The 15,313-nt window shown below is 46.8% G+C and carries 15 protein-coding genes; 6 read left to right on the forward strand and 9 right to left on the reverse strand.

Annotation, left to right across the window (positions count from 1 at the left end):
• Nucleotides 1-52: 52 nt before the first annotated feature.
• From ACYVEA_RS14165 to cysS, 3 genes are all read right to left on the reverse strand, one after another.
• Entirely contained in the window at nt 53-436 is a 384-nt protein-coding gene (locus ACYVEA_RS14165) for a hypothetical protein (RefSeq protein WP_461114591.1), read from the reverse strand.
• A gap of 17 nt (nt 437-453) precedes the next feature.
• On the reverse strand, nt 454-1,482 hold the full coding sequence (locus tag ACYVEA_RS14170) for a M28 family peptidase (RefSeq protein ID WP_461114104.1): 1,029 nt from the start codon (nt 1,480-1,482) through the stop codon (nt 454-456).
• Between the two features lie 93 nt (nt 1,483-1,575).
• The gene (gene cysS / locus ACYVEA_RS14175) at nt 1,576-3,060 is read right to left on the reverse strand and encodes a cysteine--tRNA ligase (RefSeq protein WP_461114105.1); all 1,485 of its coding nucleotides are present in this window, start codon (nt 3,058-3,060) and stop codon (nt 1,576-1,578) included.
• Nucleotides 3,061-3,316: 256 nt separating this feature from the next.
• Here cysS and ACYVEA_RS14180 point away from each other — a divergent pair, with 256 nt between their 5' ends.
• From ACYVEA_RS14180 to ACYVEA_RS14190, 3 genes are all read left to right on the forward strand, one after another.
• On the forward strand, nt 3,317-4,513 hold the full coding sequence (locus ACYVEA_RS14180; RefSeq protein ID WP_461114106.1) for a hypothetical protein: 1,197 nt from the start codon (nt 3,317-3,319) through the stop codon (nt 4,511-4,513).
• Between the two features lie 70 nt (nt 4,514-4,583).
• The gene (locus ACYVEA_RS14185) at nt 4,584-5,501 is read left to right on the forward strand and encodes a PfkB family carbohydrate kinase (RefSeq protein WP_461114107.1); all 918 of its coding nucleotides are present in this window, start codon (nt 4,584-4,586) and stop codon (nt 5,499-5,501) included.
• 90 nt (nt 5,502-5,591) lie between these two features.
• Nucleotides 5,592-6,398 carry an SDR family NAD(P)-dependent oxidoreductase gene (locus ACYVEA_RS14190; protein ID WP_461114108.1) on the forward strand — a complete coding sequence of 269 codons (807 nt, stop codon included), beginning with the start codon at nt 5,592-5,594 and terminating at the stop codon, nt 6,396-6,398.
• On the opposite strand, the gene ybeY is transcribed toward ACYVEA_RS14190, so the two are convergent.
• Nucleotides 6,395-6,814 (reverse strand): rRNA maturation RNase YbeY, encoded by a 420-nt coding sequence (gene ybeY, locus ACYVEA_RS14195; protein WP_461114109.1) that lies wholly within the window; start codon nt 6,812-6,814, stop codon nt 6,395-6,397. The two genes, ACYVEA_RS14190 and ybeY, sit on opposite strands and share 4 nt — an antisense overlap.
• A 40-nt stretch (nt 6,815-6,854) precedes the next feature.
• A complete protein-coding gene (locus ACYVEA_RS14200) occupies nt 6,855-7,376 on the reverse strand; it encodes a GNAT family N-acetyltransferase (protein ID WP_461114110.1) in 522 nt (173 codons plus the stop codon).
• A 79-nt stretch (nt 7,377-7,455) separates the two neighbouring features.
• On the opposite strand from ACYVEA_RS14200, the gene ACYVEA_RS14205 reads away from it, so the two are divergent.
• The 3 genes from ACYVEA_RS14205 to bioD all read left to right on the forward strand — a co-directional run bounded on the left by ACYVEA_RS14205 (nt 7,456) and on the right by bioD (nt 10,483).
• Nucleotides 7,456-8,487, forward strand: coding sequence for a zinc-binding dehydrogenase (locus ACYVEA_RS14205; protein WP_461114111.1), 1,032 nt, complete (start codon nt 7,456-7,458; stop codon nt 8,485-8,487).
• A 184-nt stretch (nt 8,488-8,671) separates the two neighbouring features.
• Nucleotides 8,672-9,841: an aminotransferase class I/II-fold pyridoxal phosphate-dependent enzyme gene (locus ACYVEA_RS14210; RefSeq protein WP_461114112.1), complete on the forward strand. Its 1,170-nt coding sequence runs from the start codon at nt 8,672-8,674 to the stop codon at nt 9,839-9,841.
• Nucleotides 9,842-10,483: a dethiobiotin synthase gene (bioD, locus tag ACYVEA_RS14215; protein WP_461114113.1), complete on the forward strand. Its 642-nt coding sequence runs from the start codon at nt 9,842-9,844 to the stop codon at nt 10,481-10,483.
• Here the strand turns inward: bioD and ACYVEA_RS14220 are convergent.
• From ACYVEA_RS14220 to dxs, 4 genes are all read right to left on the reverse strand, one after another.
• Nucleotides 10,448-11,269 (reverse strand): aminotransferase class IV, encoded by an 822-nt coding sequence (locus tag ACYVEA_RS14220; RefSeq protein WP_461114114.1) that lies wholly within the window; start codon nt 11,267-11,269, stop codon nt 10,448-10,450. The genes bioD and ACYVEA_RS14220 overlap by 36 nt on opposite strands.
• A 33-nt stretch (nt 11,270-11,302) precedes the next feature.
• Entirely contained in the window at nt 11,303-11,695 is a 393-nt protein-coding gene (locus ACYVEA_RS14225; protein WP_461114115.1) for a hypothetical protein, read from the reverse strand.
• Nucleotides 11,696-12,029: 334 nt separating this feature from the next.
• Entirely contained in the window at nt 12,030-13,265 is a 1,236-nt protein-coding gene (locus ACYVEA_RS14230; RefSeq protein WP_461114116.1) for an aspartate kinase, read from the reverse strand.
• A gap of 90 nt (nt 13,266-13,355) precedes the next feature.
• A complete protein-coding gene (dxs, locus tag ACYVEA_RS14235) occupies nt 13,356-15,290 on the reverse strand; it encodes a 1-deoxy-D-xylulose-5-phosphate synthase (protein WP_461114117.1) in 1,935 nt (644 codons plus the stop codon).
• Nucleotides 15,291-15,313 lie beyond the last annotated feature (23 nt).

Raw genomic sequence — 15,313 nt, forward strand, 5'->3', positions numbered from 1 at the left:
GTGGAAACCCGCTACATGAGTACCAACAGACTGCGGCTCCCAGCCGCGTTACTCAGGGAATCCCATTTTGAAATGTAATCTCGGTAGCCAAACCGATAGCGCTCATTCGAATAGCAACTGAGCGACTCGTTGATTTACCCCCCGGCTGATCGCAGTGAATACCTTTTTCCAAGAAATAAATGTAGAATTTCTGATTCCGGTCGGCAATCTGATTGACGTCTGGACGACCAAGTAATTCGCCAATGGTGTTGGCTGTTTTCCCTTTCAGATTCTGAACTTCAGCTTTAAAACCTGGTACTAACGTAGCACGAACACCATTGCATCCGCCCCGGTCGCTCCGCCATTTTTTTAGGTCAAGCTTACCAAACTGGTCAGGTGCAGAACTACAACCCAAAATACTTACCATAAGCAACGATACCAGAAAAAGCCGTTGCATTCCATCCCCTACATTACTCATTGTTCGTTATAAAGCACTTGCAAAAGTGTTTGACCGACGGCCTTAAGCGTTCCACGGTCAATATTGCTCATGTTGTCTTCCGCGGTGTGCCAGGCCGGAAAGAAACCGCCCGATCCAATATTTGTGTGAATAATATCAATCATGGGAATCTTCGCAATGGTATTTGGTGCTACATGATCATCGGTAATTTGACCACCGGGTGTATCAACAAAATATTGACTATATCCCACCCGACTGGCCGTTTGCCAAACGTTATTAACAACTGAAGGAGCAAACTGCATCGAAAGACCTTCCTTCGCAAACGTAGCGCCTTTCGCACCAACCATATCTAGCAAAATACCGTAATATGCCGAATAGCCTGGCTTATGCAAATGCTTGGCCCAGTAGCGCGAACCAAGACAAAAACCGATGTAATCATATTGATTGCCGCTTTCTTTCTCAAAATCATTTGCTGCTTTTTCGCCGTTCCCCCAATCTTCGGCATCGAAGAAAATAAGGTCAATGCCAACCGCTGGCTTCTTGTCGCTTTGCTGAATGCTACGTGCCAGTTCGAGCAAAACACCTACACCACTCGCTCCATCGTTAGCTGCGGTGACGGCTTTTGTCTGATCGGCTTTGTCGGGGTCCTGGTCAGCGTGTGGACGCGAATCCCAGTGCGATGCCAGCACGATACGTTTGGCAGCTTTGGGATTGATACTGCCAATAATATTACGGGCGTTTAGTTTCTTCCCATCCCAGGTGGTTGCTATAAATGACTGTTCCGTGACCTCACAACCAAATTGCTTTAGCTTGGCCGCGAGGTAATTGCCTGTTTGGATGTGGGCGGGTGTATTAGGGACACGTGGCCCAAACTTAACCTGGCGATCAATATAGCTATATGCCGAATCAGCATCAAATGCCGGAGCTGATACCAATGGCACCTGTTGTTCGGTGGTTTGCGTGGTATCACTCTGGTTCTGCTTAGTTTTACAGGCACTGAAACTTAGCAGGAAAGCCAGTACGAGAAGCGTGAAAGATCTGGTCATTCAGATGTGTCTGGATCAATCCTAAGATTGGCCCGTATTGGTTAAGTAGTCAGTCGCTTTTTTCTATGGCTAATCTCAAGACTGGTGAGATCTCTATTCTTCATATGCCCAGTCGATCTGGTGTTTCATGTCTTTGATTGCCAATCCCTGTGCCTTGAAGTAGGAACGAATCTGATCCACCTTGTCGTATTGACGCTGCTCTTTATACTCTCGATACAAGGTTAACAATCCTTCCAGAACAGGCTGATTATCTGCGCCTTCTTCTTTTAAACCCAGTACGTCCTGCATGAACGTAATAAACGACTCTTTGAGTAAATTGAAAACCTCTTCGCCAAGAACCGATGCCTGAAGCTGGTTCAGGTAAAGCATATTGATGTATTTCAACAGGGTGAACAATTGGGCAATGCCAACGGCCGTATTGAGGTCGTCGTTCATGGCTTCGTAGAACTGTTGAACCGCCTGCCGAATATCCTGTTGCTTCGTTTCGTCTTCATTTCCTTCACCCGCTTGATAGCTTAAGCTCTTGATGACTCGTAAGCCATTAGCCAATCGGCGATAGCCTTTCTGAGCCGCTTTAAGCGCATCGTTCGAAAAATCGAGCGTACTGCGGTAGTGCGACTGAAGCATAAAAAAACGCACAGTCATGGGGCTGTAAGCTTGCTCAAGTAAGTAGTGCGAACCCGCAAATAATTCAGACGGCAGGAATGAATTACCCAGTGACTTCGACATTTTCTGACCGTTAACCGTCAGCATGTTCGAGTGCATCCAGTACCGAACGGGGTCATGGCCCGTAAGCCCATCACCCTGGGCAATTTCGCATTCGTGGTGAGGAAACTTCAGATCCATTCCACCACCGTGAATATCGAACTGTTTGCCTAAGTATTTGGTACTCATGCAGGTGCACTCTAAATGCCAGCCCGGAAAACCTTCTCCCCAGGGGGAGTTCCAGCGCATAATGTGTTCAGGAGCTGCCCGTTTCCAGATGGCGAAATCAAGCGGGTTGCGCTTTTCCGACTGACCGTCCAGTTCGCGGGTATCATTCAGCAAATCTTCCAGAATCCGGCCGGAAAGTTTTCCGTAGTTTCCACCCCGCTGATTGTAGGTTTCAATATCAAAATAAACGGACCCGTTCGATTCGTAGGCGAGTTCTTTTGACAATAAAGCCTGTACGGCTTCAATCTGCTCCACCATGTGGCCCGTTGCGGTTGGTTCGATGCTTGGCGGGAACGTATTGAACTGCGCCATCACGGTATGAAAATCATTCGTGAAGCGCTGCACAATTTCCATTGGCTCCACCTTCTCCAGCTTCGCCATTCGTCCGATTTTGTCTTCGCCTTCATCCCCATCGCCAACCAGATGGCCAACGTCCGTCAGGTTACGAACGTAGCGAACCTTATAGCCGATAAATGTCAGATATCGATAGAGTGTATCGAAGGTAAGAAACGTACGAACGTTGCCAAGGTGAACATAATTATAGACCGTCGGGCCGCAAACATACATGCCTACATAGGGTGCATTGAGCGGTTCGAACAGTTCTTTTTTTCGGGAAAGCGTATTGTATAAATGAAGCGGTTGCATTGCTTGATTGACTGTTTCGGATACTGATAAAGGAATTAACCTGCCTGATTGGCATTTGTGAGCGAGTATAAGCGTTCAGCGGCAATAGCGAGCTGTCGAAGCATACAGTTCCTTTGTCAGCCTGGCAGAAATGATCCTGTTCATGAAGGCGAAGTTACGGATTGTTCGGCGGAAAACGGTAGCCCGCCTACGCTGCCCGGGTGGTTTTGGTTATATTCGCGTTTTGTTTTAAGTATTGACCCGCTCAGGTTCTATAATGCAGGTAGTGGAAGTAGGCGCAAACGCCCAGTATCAGAGAGAATTTGTTCAGTTTCCCGTACGACTTTATCGGAACGATACGTGTTGGATTCGGCCGTTGGATACCGACGTTGAGGAAGTGTTCGATCCGGCTCGCAACAAACGGTTCGAACACGGTGAGTGCGTTCGGTATTTGCTGGTAAACGACAAAAAAGAAACAATCGGACGTATTGCGGTTTTTGTCGACCACGAAATTGCGAACCTCGATAACGACCAACCCACGGGCGGGGCCGGCTTTTTTGAATGCATCGACGATCAGGCAGCTGCGTTTATGCTGTTCGATATGGCTAAAAAATGGCTCCGGAACAAAGGCATGGAAGCGATGGACGGCCCTATCAATTTCGGCGACCGCGACCGTTGGTGGGGATTATTAGTGGACGGGTTTGATCGGGAACCAAACTATTGTATGCCCTACACCAAGCCGTATTACATTCCTTTTTTTGAGAACTACGGCTTCAAAGACTACTTCAAACAGTTCACGTTCGGTATCCCAACAACCTGGGCCAAACTGGTCGATATGTCGCAGGCGGTAAAAGAACGGGCTCAACGTATCTACCAGAACCCTGACTACAGTTTCCGAACGATTGATAAAAAACAGCTTCCGCAGGCGGCCGAACAATTTCGGCATATTTACAACGCAGCCTGGGGTGGTCATAGTGGGGTTAAGGAGATGTCGGCAGCACAGGCGCAGGTCTTGATGCAGAAATTAAAACCTGTCATTGACGAAAAAATCATCTACTTCGCTTATTATCACGATGAGCCGGTCGCTTTTTTTGTTTGCCTGCCCGAATTGAACCAGATATTCAAGCACGTTAATGGGAAACTCAATCTGATTGGTAAGTTGAAATTTCTGTGGCACGTATTATTGAAAACCAATCATAAAGCCTTTGGGGTAGTATTTGGTGTAGCACCGGAACATCAGGGAAAAGGCGTTGAAGCGGCTATCGCGCTACGAATGCCGCACGAAGCCGACCACAATCCAAACTTTCAGTATACTGAACTGGAGATGAACTGGGTTGGTGATTTCAATCCAATAATGGTACGTTTCGTCAGCCAATTAGGATCAAAAATTGTCAAGACACACGTAACGTATCGGTATTTATTTGATCAAACAAAACCCTTTAAACGATGCCCCGTCATTGGGCGGAGAAAGTAAGTATTTGTTTTCTACTAGCTGATAAGTAGCCAACAGAAAACCGTAAATCGTAAACAGAAAACTTCTTACAATGAGTCTACTAACTGTTGGTTCCGTGGCGTTTGACGCGCTGGAAACCCCGTTCGGCAAAACCGACAAAATTATCGGTGGGGCCGCCACCTACATCACGCTTTCAGCATCGTATTTTACGAAAGAGAATAATCTGGTTGCCGTTGTGGGTGACGATTTTCCACAAACCATGATTGACGATCTCAATCAGCACGGTGTCAATACCGAGGGACTGCAAGTTCGGGTAGGAGAGAAGACATTTTTCTGGTCGGGTAAGTACCACAACGACATGAACACCCGCGATACGGTGGAAGTGCAGTTGAACGTAATGGAAGATTTTGATCCGGTCGTTCCCGAGTCGTATCAGGATTGTGAGTATCTGATGCTGGGAAATACCGCACCGGCTATTCAACAGATGGTGATTGAGCGGCTTCACAAACGCCCGAAACTCATTGTGCTTGACACCATGAATCTCTGGATCGAAATCGCTAATCCCGATTTGATGAGCCTGCTTACACTGGTGGACGTACTGGTGGTAAACGACGAAGAAGCCCGGCAATTAACCCGCGAATATTCATTAGTACGGGCTGCGGCTAAAATCCGGACAATGGGGCCTAAAACGGTCATTATCAAGAAAGGAGAACATGGTGCCCTGCTGTTCAGCGAAAATCAAGTCTTCTTTGCCCCAGCGTTGCCGCTCGAAGAAGTATTCGATCCAACGGGCGCGGGTGATACGTTTGCAGGAGGTTTTATCGGCCATTTGGCTAAAACGGATGATATCTCATTCGAGAATATGAAACGAGCCATTATTTACGGTTCGGCAATGGCGTCGTTCTGTGTTGAAAAATTCGGCGCTGAACGGATAATGAACTTGACGGAGCAGGAAATTCAGGCGCGGGTCAGCGAATTTGTGACCTTATCGGCCTTCGGCCTGGAGTAAACCAATTTCAGTCAGACATATAGACCTGTTTTTGTTATCTTGGATGACAAAAACAGGGTTTGTATTTTAGGTGGCATTAAGTCCTTTTTTATGGCGAATTTCACTAACCAGGTTGCCTTCATTACCGGTGCTGGTTCGGGTATTGGTCGGGCAACGGCTATTGCGTTTGCCAAAGCTGGAGCGTGGGTCGTTGTTGCTGACATAAACGAAGCAAGTGGGCGCGATACTGTTGAGCAAATTCAGGAATCAGGTGGTGATGCCTTATTCGTAGCCTGCAACGTAGCAGAATTCGAGCAGATTGATGCCGCTGTTCATCAGACGGTTGCTACGTATGGACGTTTGGATATTGGCATCAACAATGCGGGTATCGGTGGCAAGTTTGGCCGATTACTAGACCAGACATCACAGGATTTTAATCAGATGATGGCGGTGAATATTGGGGGCGTATTTTATGGTATGCAGGCCCAGATTCGCCAGATGTTAACCCAAAAGGAGAATGGCCCACAATCCGAAAATAATGTAGGGAAACGCCGTCCTGCCGGTGGTCGTATTGTGAACGTATCCAGCATTGCGGGTGTCCGGGGGATGCCGATGGGAGCGCCCTATAGTGCCTCTAAACATGCCGTAATTGGGTTAACTAAGACTGCCGCGCTGGAATACGTTCGGCAAAACATACGGATCAATGCCGTTTGTCCAGCGTATACGCACTCTACCATGGTCGACGGACTAATCAGCACTGCACCAAGCATGGAAGAACGGATGCGTAAGATGATCCCAATGGGACGGTTTGGGCAGCCGGAAGAAATTGCCCAGGCAATCTTGTGGCTCTGTTCCGACGAGAATGCCTTTTTTACAGGCCAGGCCATCCAACTAGATGGTGGCATGACGGCGGGTTAATTAGGTAGAAGATTCATCCACTCTTCCTCTTTCGCTCGCATTTGCGCGGCTTCTTCATCGGTTTTGTCGCCATAGCCGCAGAGATGGAGCATACCGTGCGCCAATACCCGGCGCATTTCCTGGTCGGCCGCAATACCTAACTGTTGAGCGTTGTCGGCTACGCGGTCAACACTAATGAAAATATCTCCTTCCAACTTATCATCCTCTTCGCTCTGGTCGAACGTAATGATGTCTGTATAATAATCGTGTTGCAGGTAGTCGCGGTTCACTTGCAGAACGTAGTCGTCGGAACAGAAAATATAATTTAAATCCCCTACAGAATACCCTTCGGCTTCAGCCTGCTGTTTAAGCCATTGACGAGTTGCCTGTTTCCGGGTAAGTTTATACGGTACGTCCTCGTTGAAAAACCGAATCATAATTGGTTGCTTAACTTTTGGTAGTGTCTCTCCCTGTTATTTAAATCAATTTCAGCACGTCAGACCATACGTAGCGGTAACTAGGATAAATTCCGCCGTCCGGACATTCCTGGGAAACCAACTCAGCATTCGTCGCGCCTAAATTCTCGTAAAATGTTCGGGCGTTGCTGTTTTGTGGTAATACCCATAAATAAAGCCCCGACTCAGGATTTTTAAGATAGGACCAGCGGGCTGCCGATTTGATCAGAAAGGTGCCAATGCCTTTTCCTTTCTGCGTTGCATGAACGTGCAGATTGTCGAGTAATGTTCCCCAGATAGGATCTTTATCAGCGTAGATACAGGCAAAACCATAAATTGTCTTTTCAGACTCAGCTACAATAATGTGCTGATTTTTTGTTGGTTGCGTCAGCCGTTCCTGCCAAACGTGCTGTCTATTTTCAAGTACAGAACCATTTAGAAATTCATCTCTCCAAATACCTCTGTAGTTTTGCTGCCAGCTGAGGCTATGCAACCGGGCAATCTGCTCTGCGTCATCAGAAGTTGCCTCTCTGTACGTTATCATGGTTTGGCTGGCGTTAGTCAGACAAATGTAAAATCCAGAAGTTTCGATACAAATTCATTACGTTCGTAAAAACTCATCCATGAAAGCCGTCCTTCTTTCCGAAAAGCACCAACCCGTTCAGCTTATCGATGCGCCAATGCCCACCGTCGGGCCGGGTGAAGTGCTTATAAAACTCAAAGCCGCAGCCCTGAATCACCGCGATGTGTTTATTCAGCAGGGTTTGTATCCAGGCATAAAACTGCCCGTAATTCTGGGTTCCGACGGCGCAGGCGTTGTGGCTGAAGTTGGCGCAGACGTTGATCCCGTCTGGCGTGGGCATGAGGTTGTGATCAATCCATCTATGCATTGGGGCAGTAACCCCAATTTCTATGGCCCTGACTACCGCATGTTAGGTATGCCTGATAACGGTACGTTTGCCGAGTATGTGGCTGTCGGTCTGAATTATAGTTGTCCTAAGCCTTCTCATTTGTCATTTGAACAGGCGGCTGCGCTTCCGCTGGTGGGCCTAACCGTCTGGCGGGCACTTATGACGCGTGCCGGGCTACACCAGTCTGGTGCGTCTGTTCCCGAAAAAGTGCTCATTACGGGTATTGGTGGTGGTGCCGCTTTGTTTGCGTTGCAGTTTGCCGTAGCCGCCGGAGCAGAAGTGTGGGTAACTTCTGGATCTGAAGAAAAACTGACAAAGGCGAAATCCTTAGGAGCCATAGGTGGGGTTAACTATCACGAGCCAGATTGGCATAAAACGCTGATGACTCAAACGGGCGGAGGACGTAGCGGCTACTTTGATGTTATCATCGACAGTGCTGGGGGGCCAAGCTTCGCCAAACTAATCGACGTAGCGGCACCGGGCGGGCGGATTGCTTTTTTTGGCGGTACAACGGGCAATATTACCGACATTGTTCCGGCCCGTGTATTTTTCAAGCAACTGTCTATTTTTGGTTCGACAATGGGTACCGAACGGGAGTTTACCGACATGCTTGCTTTTGTAAATGAAAAACAAATTGTACCAATTATCGACGAAATTTTTTCCCTCAATCAAGTCGAACTAGCCTTTCAGAAAATGGAAGCCGGCAAACAATTTGGTAAAATTGTCCTCGAGATCAGCAGGTGACTAATTATTTTTTAATGTGTTTAATTGTTTTGTGTAGAGACATTTCCCCATTTTAAATTCAAGTTATACTTTATAGCTACTTATCCACACAGGGATTGTGGATAACCCTATACTTACACACATTTTCAACATTATCAGCAGGCAATAAGGCCTTGTCCTGCTAGGTCGTTTTATCTTTGTTCCCATGCCTACTGTTACTCATTTAGTTGATCATCTTTTGTCAGAGCGTCTGGATACGTATCGACAGAATGGTTTACTACGACAACTCCGAACGTCAGACGGACTTGTTGATTTTTGCTCCAACGATTACCTCGGTTTTGCGCGTTCGTCAGCGCTTAAAGCTGCCATTCAACAGGCCGATGTCGAACACACCAACGCACGTAGTGGGGCGACCGGATCCCGATTGCTGGCAGGACAGACAACTTTAGCCGACGAAGTTGAAAAGGAGTTGGCGGTATTTTATCAAACTGAGGCAGCCCTGGTTTTTAATTCTGGTTATGACGCCAATCTTGGCCTACTGGCTTGTCTGCCTAAAGCGGGGGATACGTTACTGACAGATGAATTGATTCATGCCAGCATGATTGACGGTGCTCGGCTCAGCTACGCTACTCGTCGACGTTTTCGACATAATGATTTGATAGATCTGGAAAGCCAACTTCAACAGGCGAACGGGCAGGTTTTCGTCGCCGTTGAATCGGTCTATTCGATGGATGGTGACTTAGCTCCTTTACTCGGTCTGGCTGATCTCTGTGATCGTTATGGAGCTGCTTTACTGGTCGATGAGGCCCATGCCACTGGCGTTTATGGCGAACATGGTGAAGGATTGGTGGTTGCATTGGGCTTGCAGAAACGCGTTTTAGCTAGAGTTCATACGTTTGGAAAAGGATTGGGCGTTCATGGGGCGGTTGTTGTTGGTCCGGCTGTGCTACGTGATTATCTCATCAATTTTGCGCGCCCGTTTATTTACACAACAGCTTTACCACCCCACAGTTTTCTGGCCATTCGTTGTGCGCATCAACTGATAAAGGTGCAGTCTGAAAGCCAGCAACAACTGCACGACCGATTAAATTATTTCCGTCAAAAAGCAGGAGAATTAATGCCTGGTGCTACGTGGACGGACAGCCAATCGCCCATTCAATGTTTGATTACACCGGGCAATGAGCAGGCTCGATACGTTGCTAACCAGGCACAACGTATTGGGCTGGACGTTCGGGCCATTTTAAGTCCAACTGTTCCGGCTGGGCAGGAGCGGTTGCGTTTATGCATTCATGCGTTTAACTCAACCGCCGAGATAGATCAGTTACTGGCTGTTTTGCAAAAAGCCTTGTTCAATGAAACTAGTTTACGAGAATAGATGGCACTACCTCTTCAATTAATTGTTGCCGGAATTGGCACCGAAATCGGTAAAACAGTCGCATCCGCCGTGTTGGTCGAAGCTCTTCAAGCCGACTATTGGAAACCAATTCAGTCCGGAGCTTTATCCGATTCTGATACGAATGCAGTACGTCAATTAGTGAGTAATTCGGTGTCGGCCTTCCACCCGGAAGCGTATCGGCTAACGCAGCCATTGTCGCCCCACGCGGCCGCAGCGCTGGATGGCGTAACGATTGATATGAGCAAGATTATCGCACCTGATACGAATAATTCACTGATTATCGAGCTGGCGGGTGGACTGATGGTACCTCTTAACAATGATGATCTGAATATTGATCTGGTTCAACGTCTGGGCTTACCTGTTGTGTTAGTATCCAGAAATTATCTGGGGAGTATAAACCACACCTTGCTGTCGGTTGAAGCCTGTCGTCATCGTTCGATTCCGCTCATAGGCATTTTATTCAACGGACCGACGGTTCCGGCATCGGAAGACTTCATTCTACAGTATACGGCTTTACCCTGTATCGGTCGAATAGGGCAGGAGGACGTAGTGACGAAGGAGGTGATTAAAAAATATGCGAGTCTATTACCAGGTCTTCACCAGTTCATTAAACTGCTCTAACAGAAATTTTGATTTTGGGCCAACGTGTCCGTTGCCAATGGTTAGATCACCTATTTGGGTGATAGGTAATACTTTTTTAGTTGAACTTGTCGTGAACGCTTCGTCGGCGTCATAAAGTTCGGAGAGTAGCACCGGGCGTTCTTCAACCTGGAAATCGCTTTGAGCTAATTGCAGAATCGTTCGGCGCGTGATTCCGTGCAGGATATGCCGACTGGGTGTGATGAGCCGATCACCTTTGACAATAAAGAAATTACTACGGCTTAACTCACTAATTTCTCCCCCTTTCTGGTACAGCAAGTCTGATGCGCCAGCCGATTTAATAGCCTGCGCCATTAGAATAACACGCTTATAATCAGTGCTTTTTACTTCGGCCATCTCCCGGACGTATTCATCCAGAATTACTTTGATACCCTGTTCATATTGAATAAGAGGAGTAGGATGAATCGATTCCGCCAGAATAAGCAGATTGGGTCGTTCGATGCTAATACTATCGGCCGAATATCCGCCTGTCAGTACAAACCGAAATGCTACGTCCGCTCCACCGCTACGTTCGATCAAATTTATGACAACGGCATAGGTTTCATCTTTGCCAAGTGGCAGTGGCAAGTGCATCCGTGAGGCCGAGTTCTGAAACCGTTCCCAGTACCAATCCCATTGAAAGGGGCGGCTGTTGTACGTCAGGAAGTAATCGAAAAGACCATAGCCACGAAGTAAGCTAAGGTCTGTAATGCCCACCGCAAGCTGCTCTGTAGGCGCAATGGTGCCATTGAAATAGCCGTAATGCATAGAAATGCTATATTTTATTCACTATAGAAACAGTTATAAAGGCTCCCATACCTTTTGTGGTAATTTAGCTCCCAAGTTTTTCTCAGTAACTTCGGTAACAAAATCATCTTCACTTTTATTAGCTTGGTTGATTGCAACCGATAAAATACCAAAAAGTATAGGTAGTGTTGATGTAAAGTCAAACTTCCAATTTCCACCTTCTTTAACGAAACGATAATATAAATTTGGCGGCATTGATCTATCACTCATTACGATAGTGCCTTCTGCCTGATCACCAGAAATTTTCACTTCCCCTATTTTCACTTTTAAAATAGCACTATTTAGGGCTCCCAAGCTAACCGCGTATTTGAAAAATGACTTACCATCCATCGATGCTAACTTAGATTTCGTTATGCCTGGGTTCACTCTAAAGGAAAGCACAGTCATCTTATCTACAAGCCCAATTCTATCCAGCGCTTTGCGGTCAGCATTTAGTATATGTTCCCGTAAATATTGAAAATATTCGAATGTTTTACCGCCAACTTTTACAGAAGCACTATCGCTATTTGAAATTAGAATAGCTCTTTTATAATCTTCAAAAGACTAGCTAACCTTCTCTGAATCTGTTACTTGACCAGTTACACATGAGCTGAGTGATAAGGAAATAAACGTTACCAGCAATGCGGAGTAGCGATTCATTTATAGTGAGAATATTAATTGAAAATGTAATACTTTAAGGCCTGGTTATCAGCCTAAAGGCAACGGGACAAATGTAAATATACTAGCCCAAATCCTTGACAACTAGCTGCACCGTATACCGGCTTTTCTGCTCCAGTAGCAGCTTTTTGTTAACCAGTACGCGGTCTGTTGTACTTTGATCGTAGTAACGTATTGTAATCAGTTCCAGGCGTTCGTTATAAGTAACCCGAAAATCCTGTTTAAGCTGGGCTAACAGCGCCGGAACGCGATCTGGATTATTATCCACGACCACAGAGAAGCTGATAGCGGTATTTTGCATGAGGTTTATTTTCACCCCTGCCTGGGCAAACCGCCCGAAAATCCGACTCAAATTATCCTCTGCAATAAACGAGAAATCGTTTGGGTGGAGTGAAATGAGTACCTGATTCACCTTGAAAATAAAGGAGGGAACCAGCAGATGCCGTTCGTAATTGCCAATGACGGTTCCCGGTGCGGCAGGCTTTAGAAATGATTTGACGTAAAGAGGTATAGCCTTGTTTTGCAGAGGTTTAATCGTTTTTGGATGTATGACGGTTGCCCCGTAATAAGCCAATTCAATGGCATCCTGATACGTTATTTTGTCTAAGAGCACAGTGTCATCGAACCATTTAGGGTCGGCATTCAATACACCCGGCACGTCTTTCCAGATGGTAACACTTTCCGCATTCAGGCAATAAGCGAAAATAGCAGCGGTATAATCAGATCCTTCGCGACCAAGCGTAGTTGTTCGCTTATCAGGTGTCTGACCAATGAATCCCTGGGTTATCTTAATCCCTTTTTTCGTAACCGCTTTGTGGATACGTCGCTGGGTCTCCTGCCAATCAACCCGGCCTTCACGAAACGTTGCATCAGTACGGATCAATTCCCGGGCATCGAGCCAGCGGGCCGGTAGGCCGGTTTGTGTTAAATAAGCCGCAACAATTTGTGTAGAAAGTAATTCGCCCAGGGATACGAGCTGATCATAAACTTCGTCGTAGGAAGTAGCGGGAGGATGAGATAAGTAAGATTCAAGGTGAGCGAACGTCTGATGAACATCGGAAAAATCACCTTCAAGTTCATCCATAATGTCTGTATGATACGTTCGGAGAGCTTCTAACTGACTTTGAAACTTTTTCGCCTGCATATAGCTTCGAACGATTTCTTCCAGGGCATTGGTTGTTTTACCCATTGCAGAAATAACTACCACGACATTTTGACCTTGTGTTCGTATGATCTCGGCCAGATTCCGAACGCCATCAGCATCTTTTACGGATGCTCCGCCAAATTTGAAAACTTTCATAATCCTCTAAAAAAACAAACAGGATTACAAGATTACAAGGATTCTGCTTTATCCTATATAATCCTGTAATCCTGTTAAAAATATTCTCTATCAAACCGTTACCGCCCGGCCCGAAAATAGCAATTCACGAACGGCCGAAGCAATACCCTCTGGATCGAAACCACACTCGTGATGTAGTTCAATTTGCTCACCATGCTCAACAACCGCATCGGGAATACCTAACCGTTTGACGCGGGCCATGTAACCATGATTGGCCATAAATTCCAAAACCGCACTGCCGAAACCACCCATTATACAACCATCTTCAACCGTTAAAACACGGTCGAATCGGCTAAAAATCTGGTGGAGTAGTTCTTCGTCCAATGGTTTCACATACCGCATATCAAAGTGAGCGGGTCGAATACCCTCTTTAATCAGCATTTGTGTAGCCTGAACAGCGTAGTTACCTATATGACCAATCGTCAGAATTGCTACGTTCTCGCCATCCGCAATCAGGCGGCCTTTACCAACGATTTGTTTTTCAAATGGCGTTCGCCAGTTGGGCATTACCCCTTCTCCACGCGGGTAACGTATCGTAAAGGCATTTTTCCCTTGTTGAATCTCGTCGGACTGGGCTGTGAACATCATATTCCGCAGTTCCTGTTCGTTCATCGGTGCGGCCACGATCATATTCGGAATACAGCGCATGTAGGCCAGATCATAGGCTCCGTGATGCGTTGGTCCATCGGATCCTGCGAATCCAGCCCGATCAAGGCAGAAGATAACTGGTAACTCCTGAATACATACGTCATGAATGACCTGGTCGTAAGCCCGTTGCATAAACGTCGAATAGATGTTACAGAAGACAACTTCGCCCTGGGTAGCCATTCCTGCCGAGAATGTAACGGCATGTTGTTCGGCAATACCTACATCGAAGGCCCGCTTAGGCATAGCTTTCATCATAAGATTCATTGACGACCCCGATGGCATAGCCGGTGTTACACCCACAATGTGGAGGTTTTGCTCGGCCAGTTCAACCAATGTATTTCCGAATACATCCTGATATTTGGGCGGTTGGGGCGTATCATAGATTTTCTTCTGGATAACGCCCGTCACCTTGTCGAACAAACCAGGTGCATGCCACTTCGTCTGATCTTTTTCAGCCGGCGCATACCCCTTGCCTTTCACGGTCAGAACGTGCAACAACTTTGGCCCCGGAATATTTTTAAGATCGTCGAGAACGCTTACTAAATGGTCAATATCATGGCCGTCAATTGGGCCAAAATACCGTAGGTGCAATGATTCAAATAAATTGCTTTGTTCGAGCAGCGAGCTTTTAATTCCCGACTGTACCTGAGAAACCAGTTCCTGAGCGGTCTTGCCAAGTTTATCCATTTTACCCAGCAAATTCCAGACCTCATCCTTCACCTTATTATAGGTCTGTGACGTAGTAATATCGGTCAGGTATTCACGCAGGGCGCCTACGTTAGGGTCGATGCTCATGCAATTATCGTTCAGCACGATGAGCAGATTGCTGTCTGTAGCACCCGCGTGGTTCATGCCTTCGAAGGCTTCTCCGGCGGTCATGGCTCCGTCACCAATAACAGCAATGTGATTTCGTTTTGGATGACCTTGTAACTGCGACGCTACAGCCATACCTAATGCTGCCGAAATAGAGGTAGAGGAGTGTCCAACCCCAAACGAATCATATGGGCTTTCTTTTCGTTTCGGAAAACCTGAAAGACCCTTGTAAAAGCGATTTGTGTGAAACTGGTCACGACGACCGGTGAGGATTTTATGCCCATAAGCCTGATGACCCACATCCCACACCAATTGATCGTCGGGCGTATTGAATACGTAGTGGAGAGCAACTGTTAGTTCAACTACACCAAGGCTGGCCCCGAAGTGGCCACCATAGACCGATACGTCGTCAATAATGAACTGCCGAAGTTCATCGGCAACCTGAGGCAAGCGGGATTTATCGAGTTTACGAAGATCGTCGGGAGTGTTAATTGTGGCCAAAAGGCCACCCGGGGTAATCAGCATGATGGTAGCAGATAAACGTCTGT

Source organism: Spirosoma jeollabukense (genome assembly GCF_054777855.1).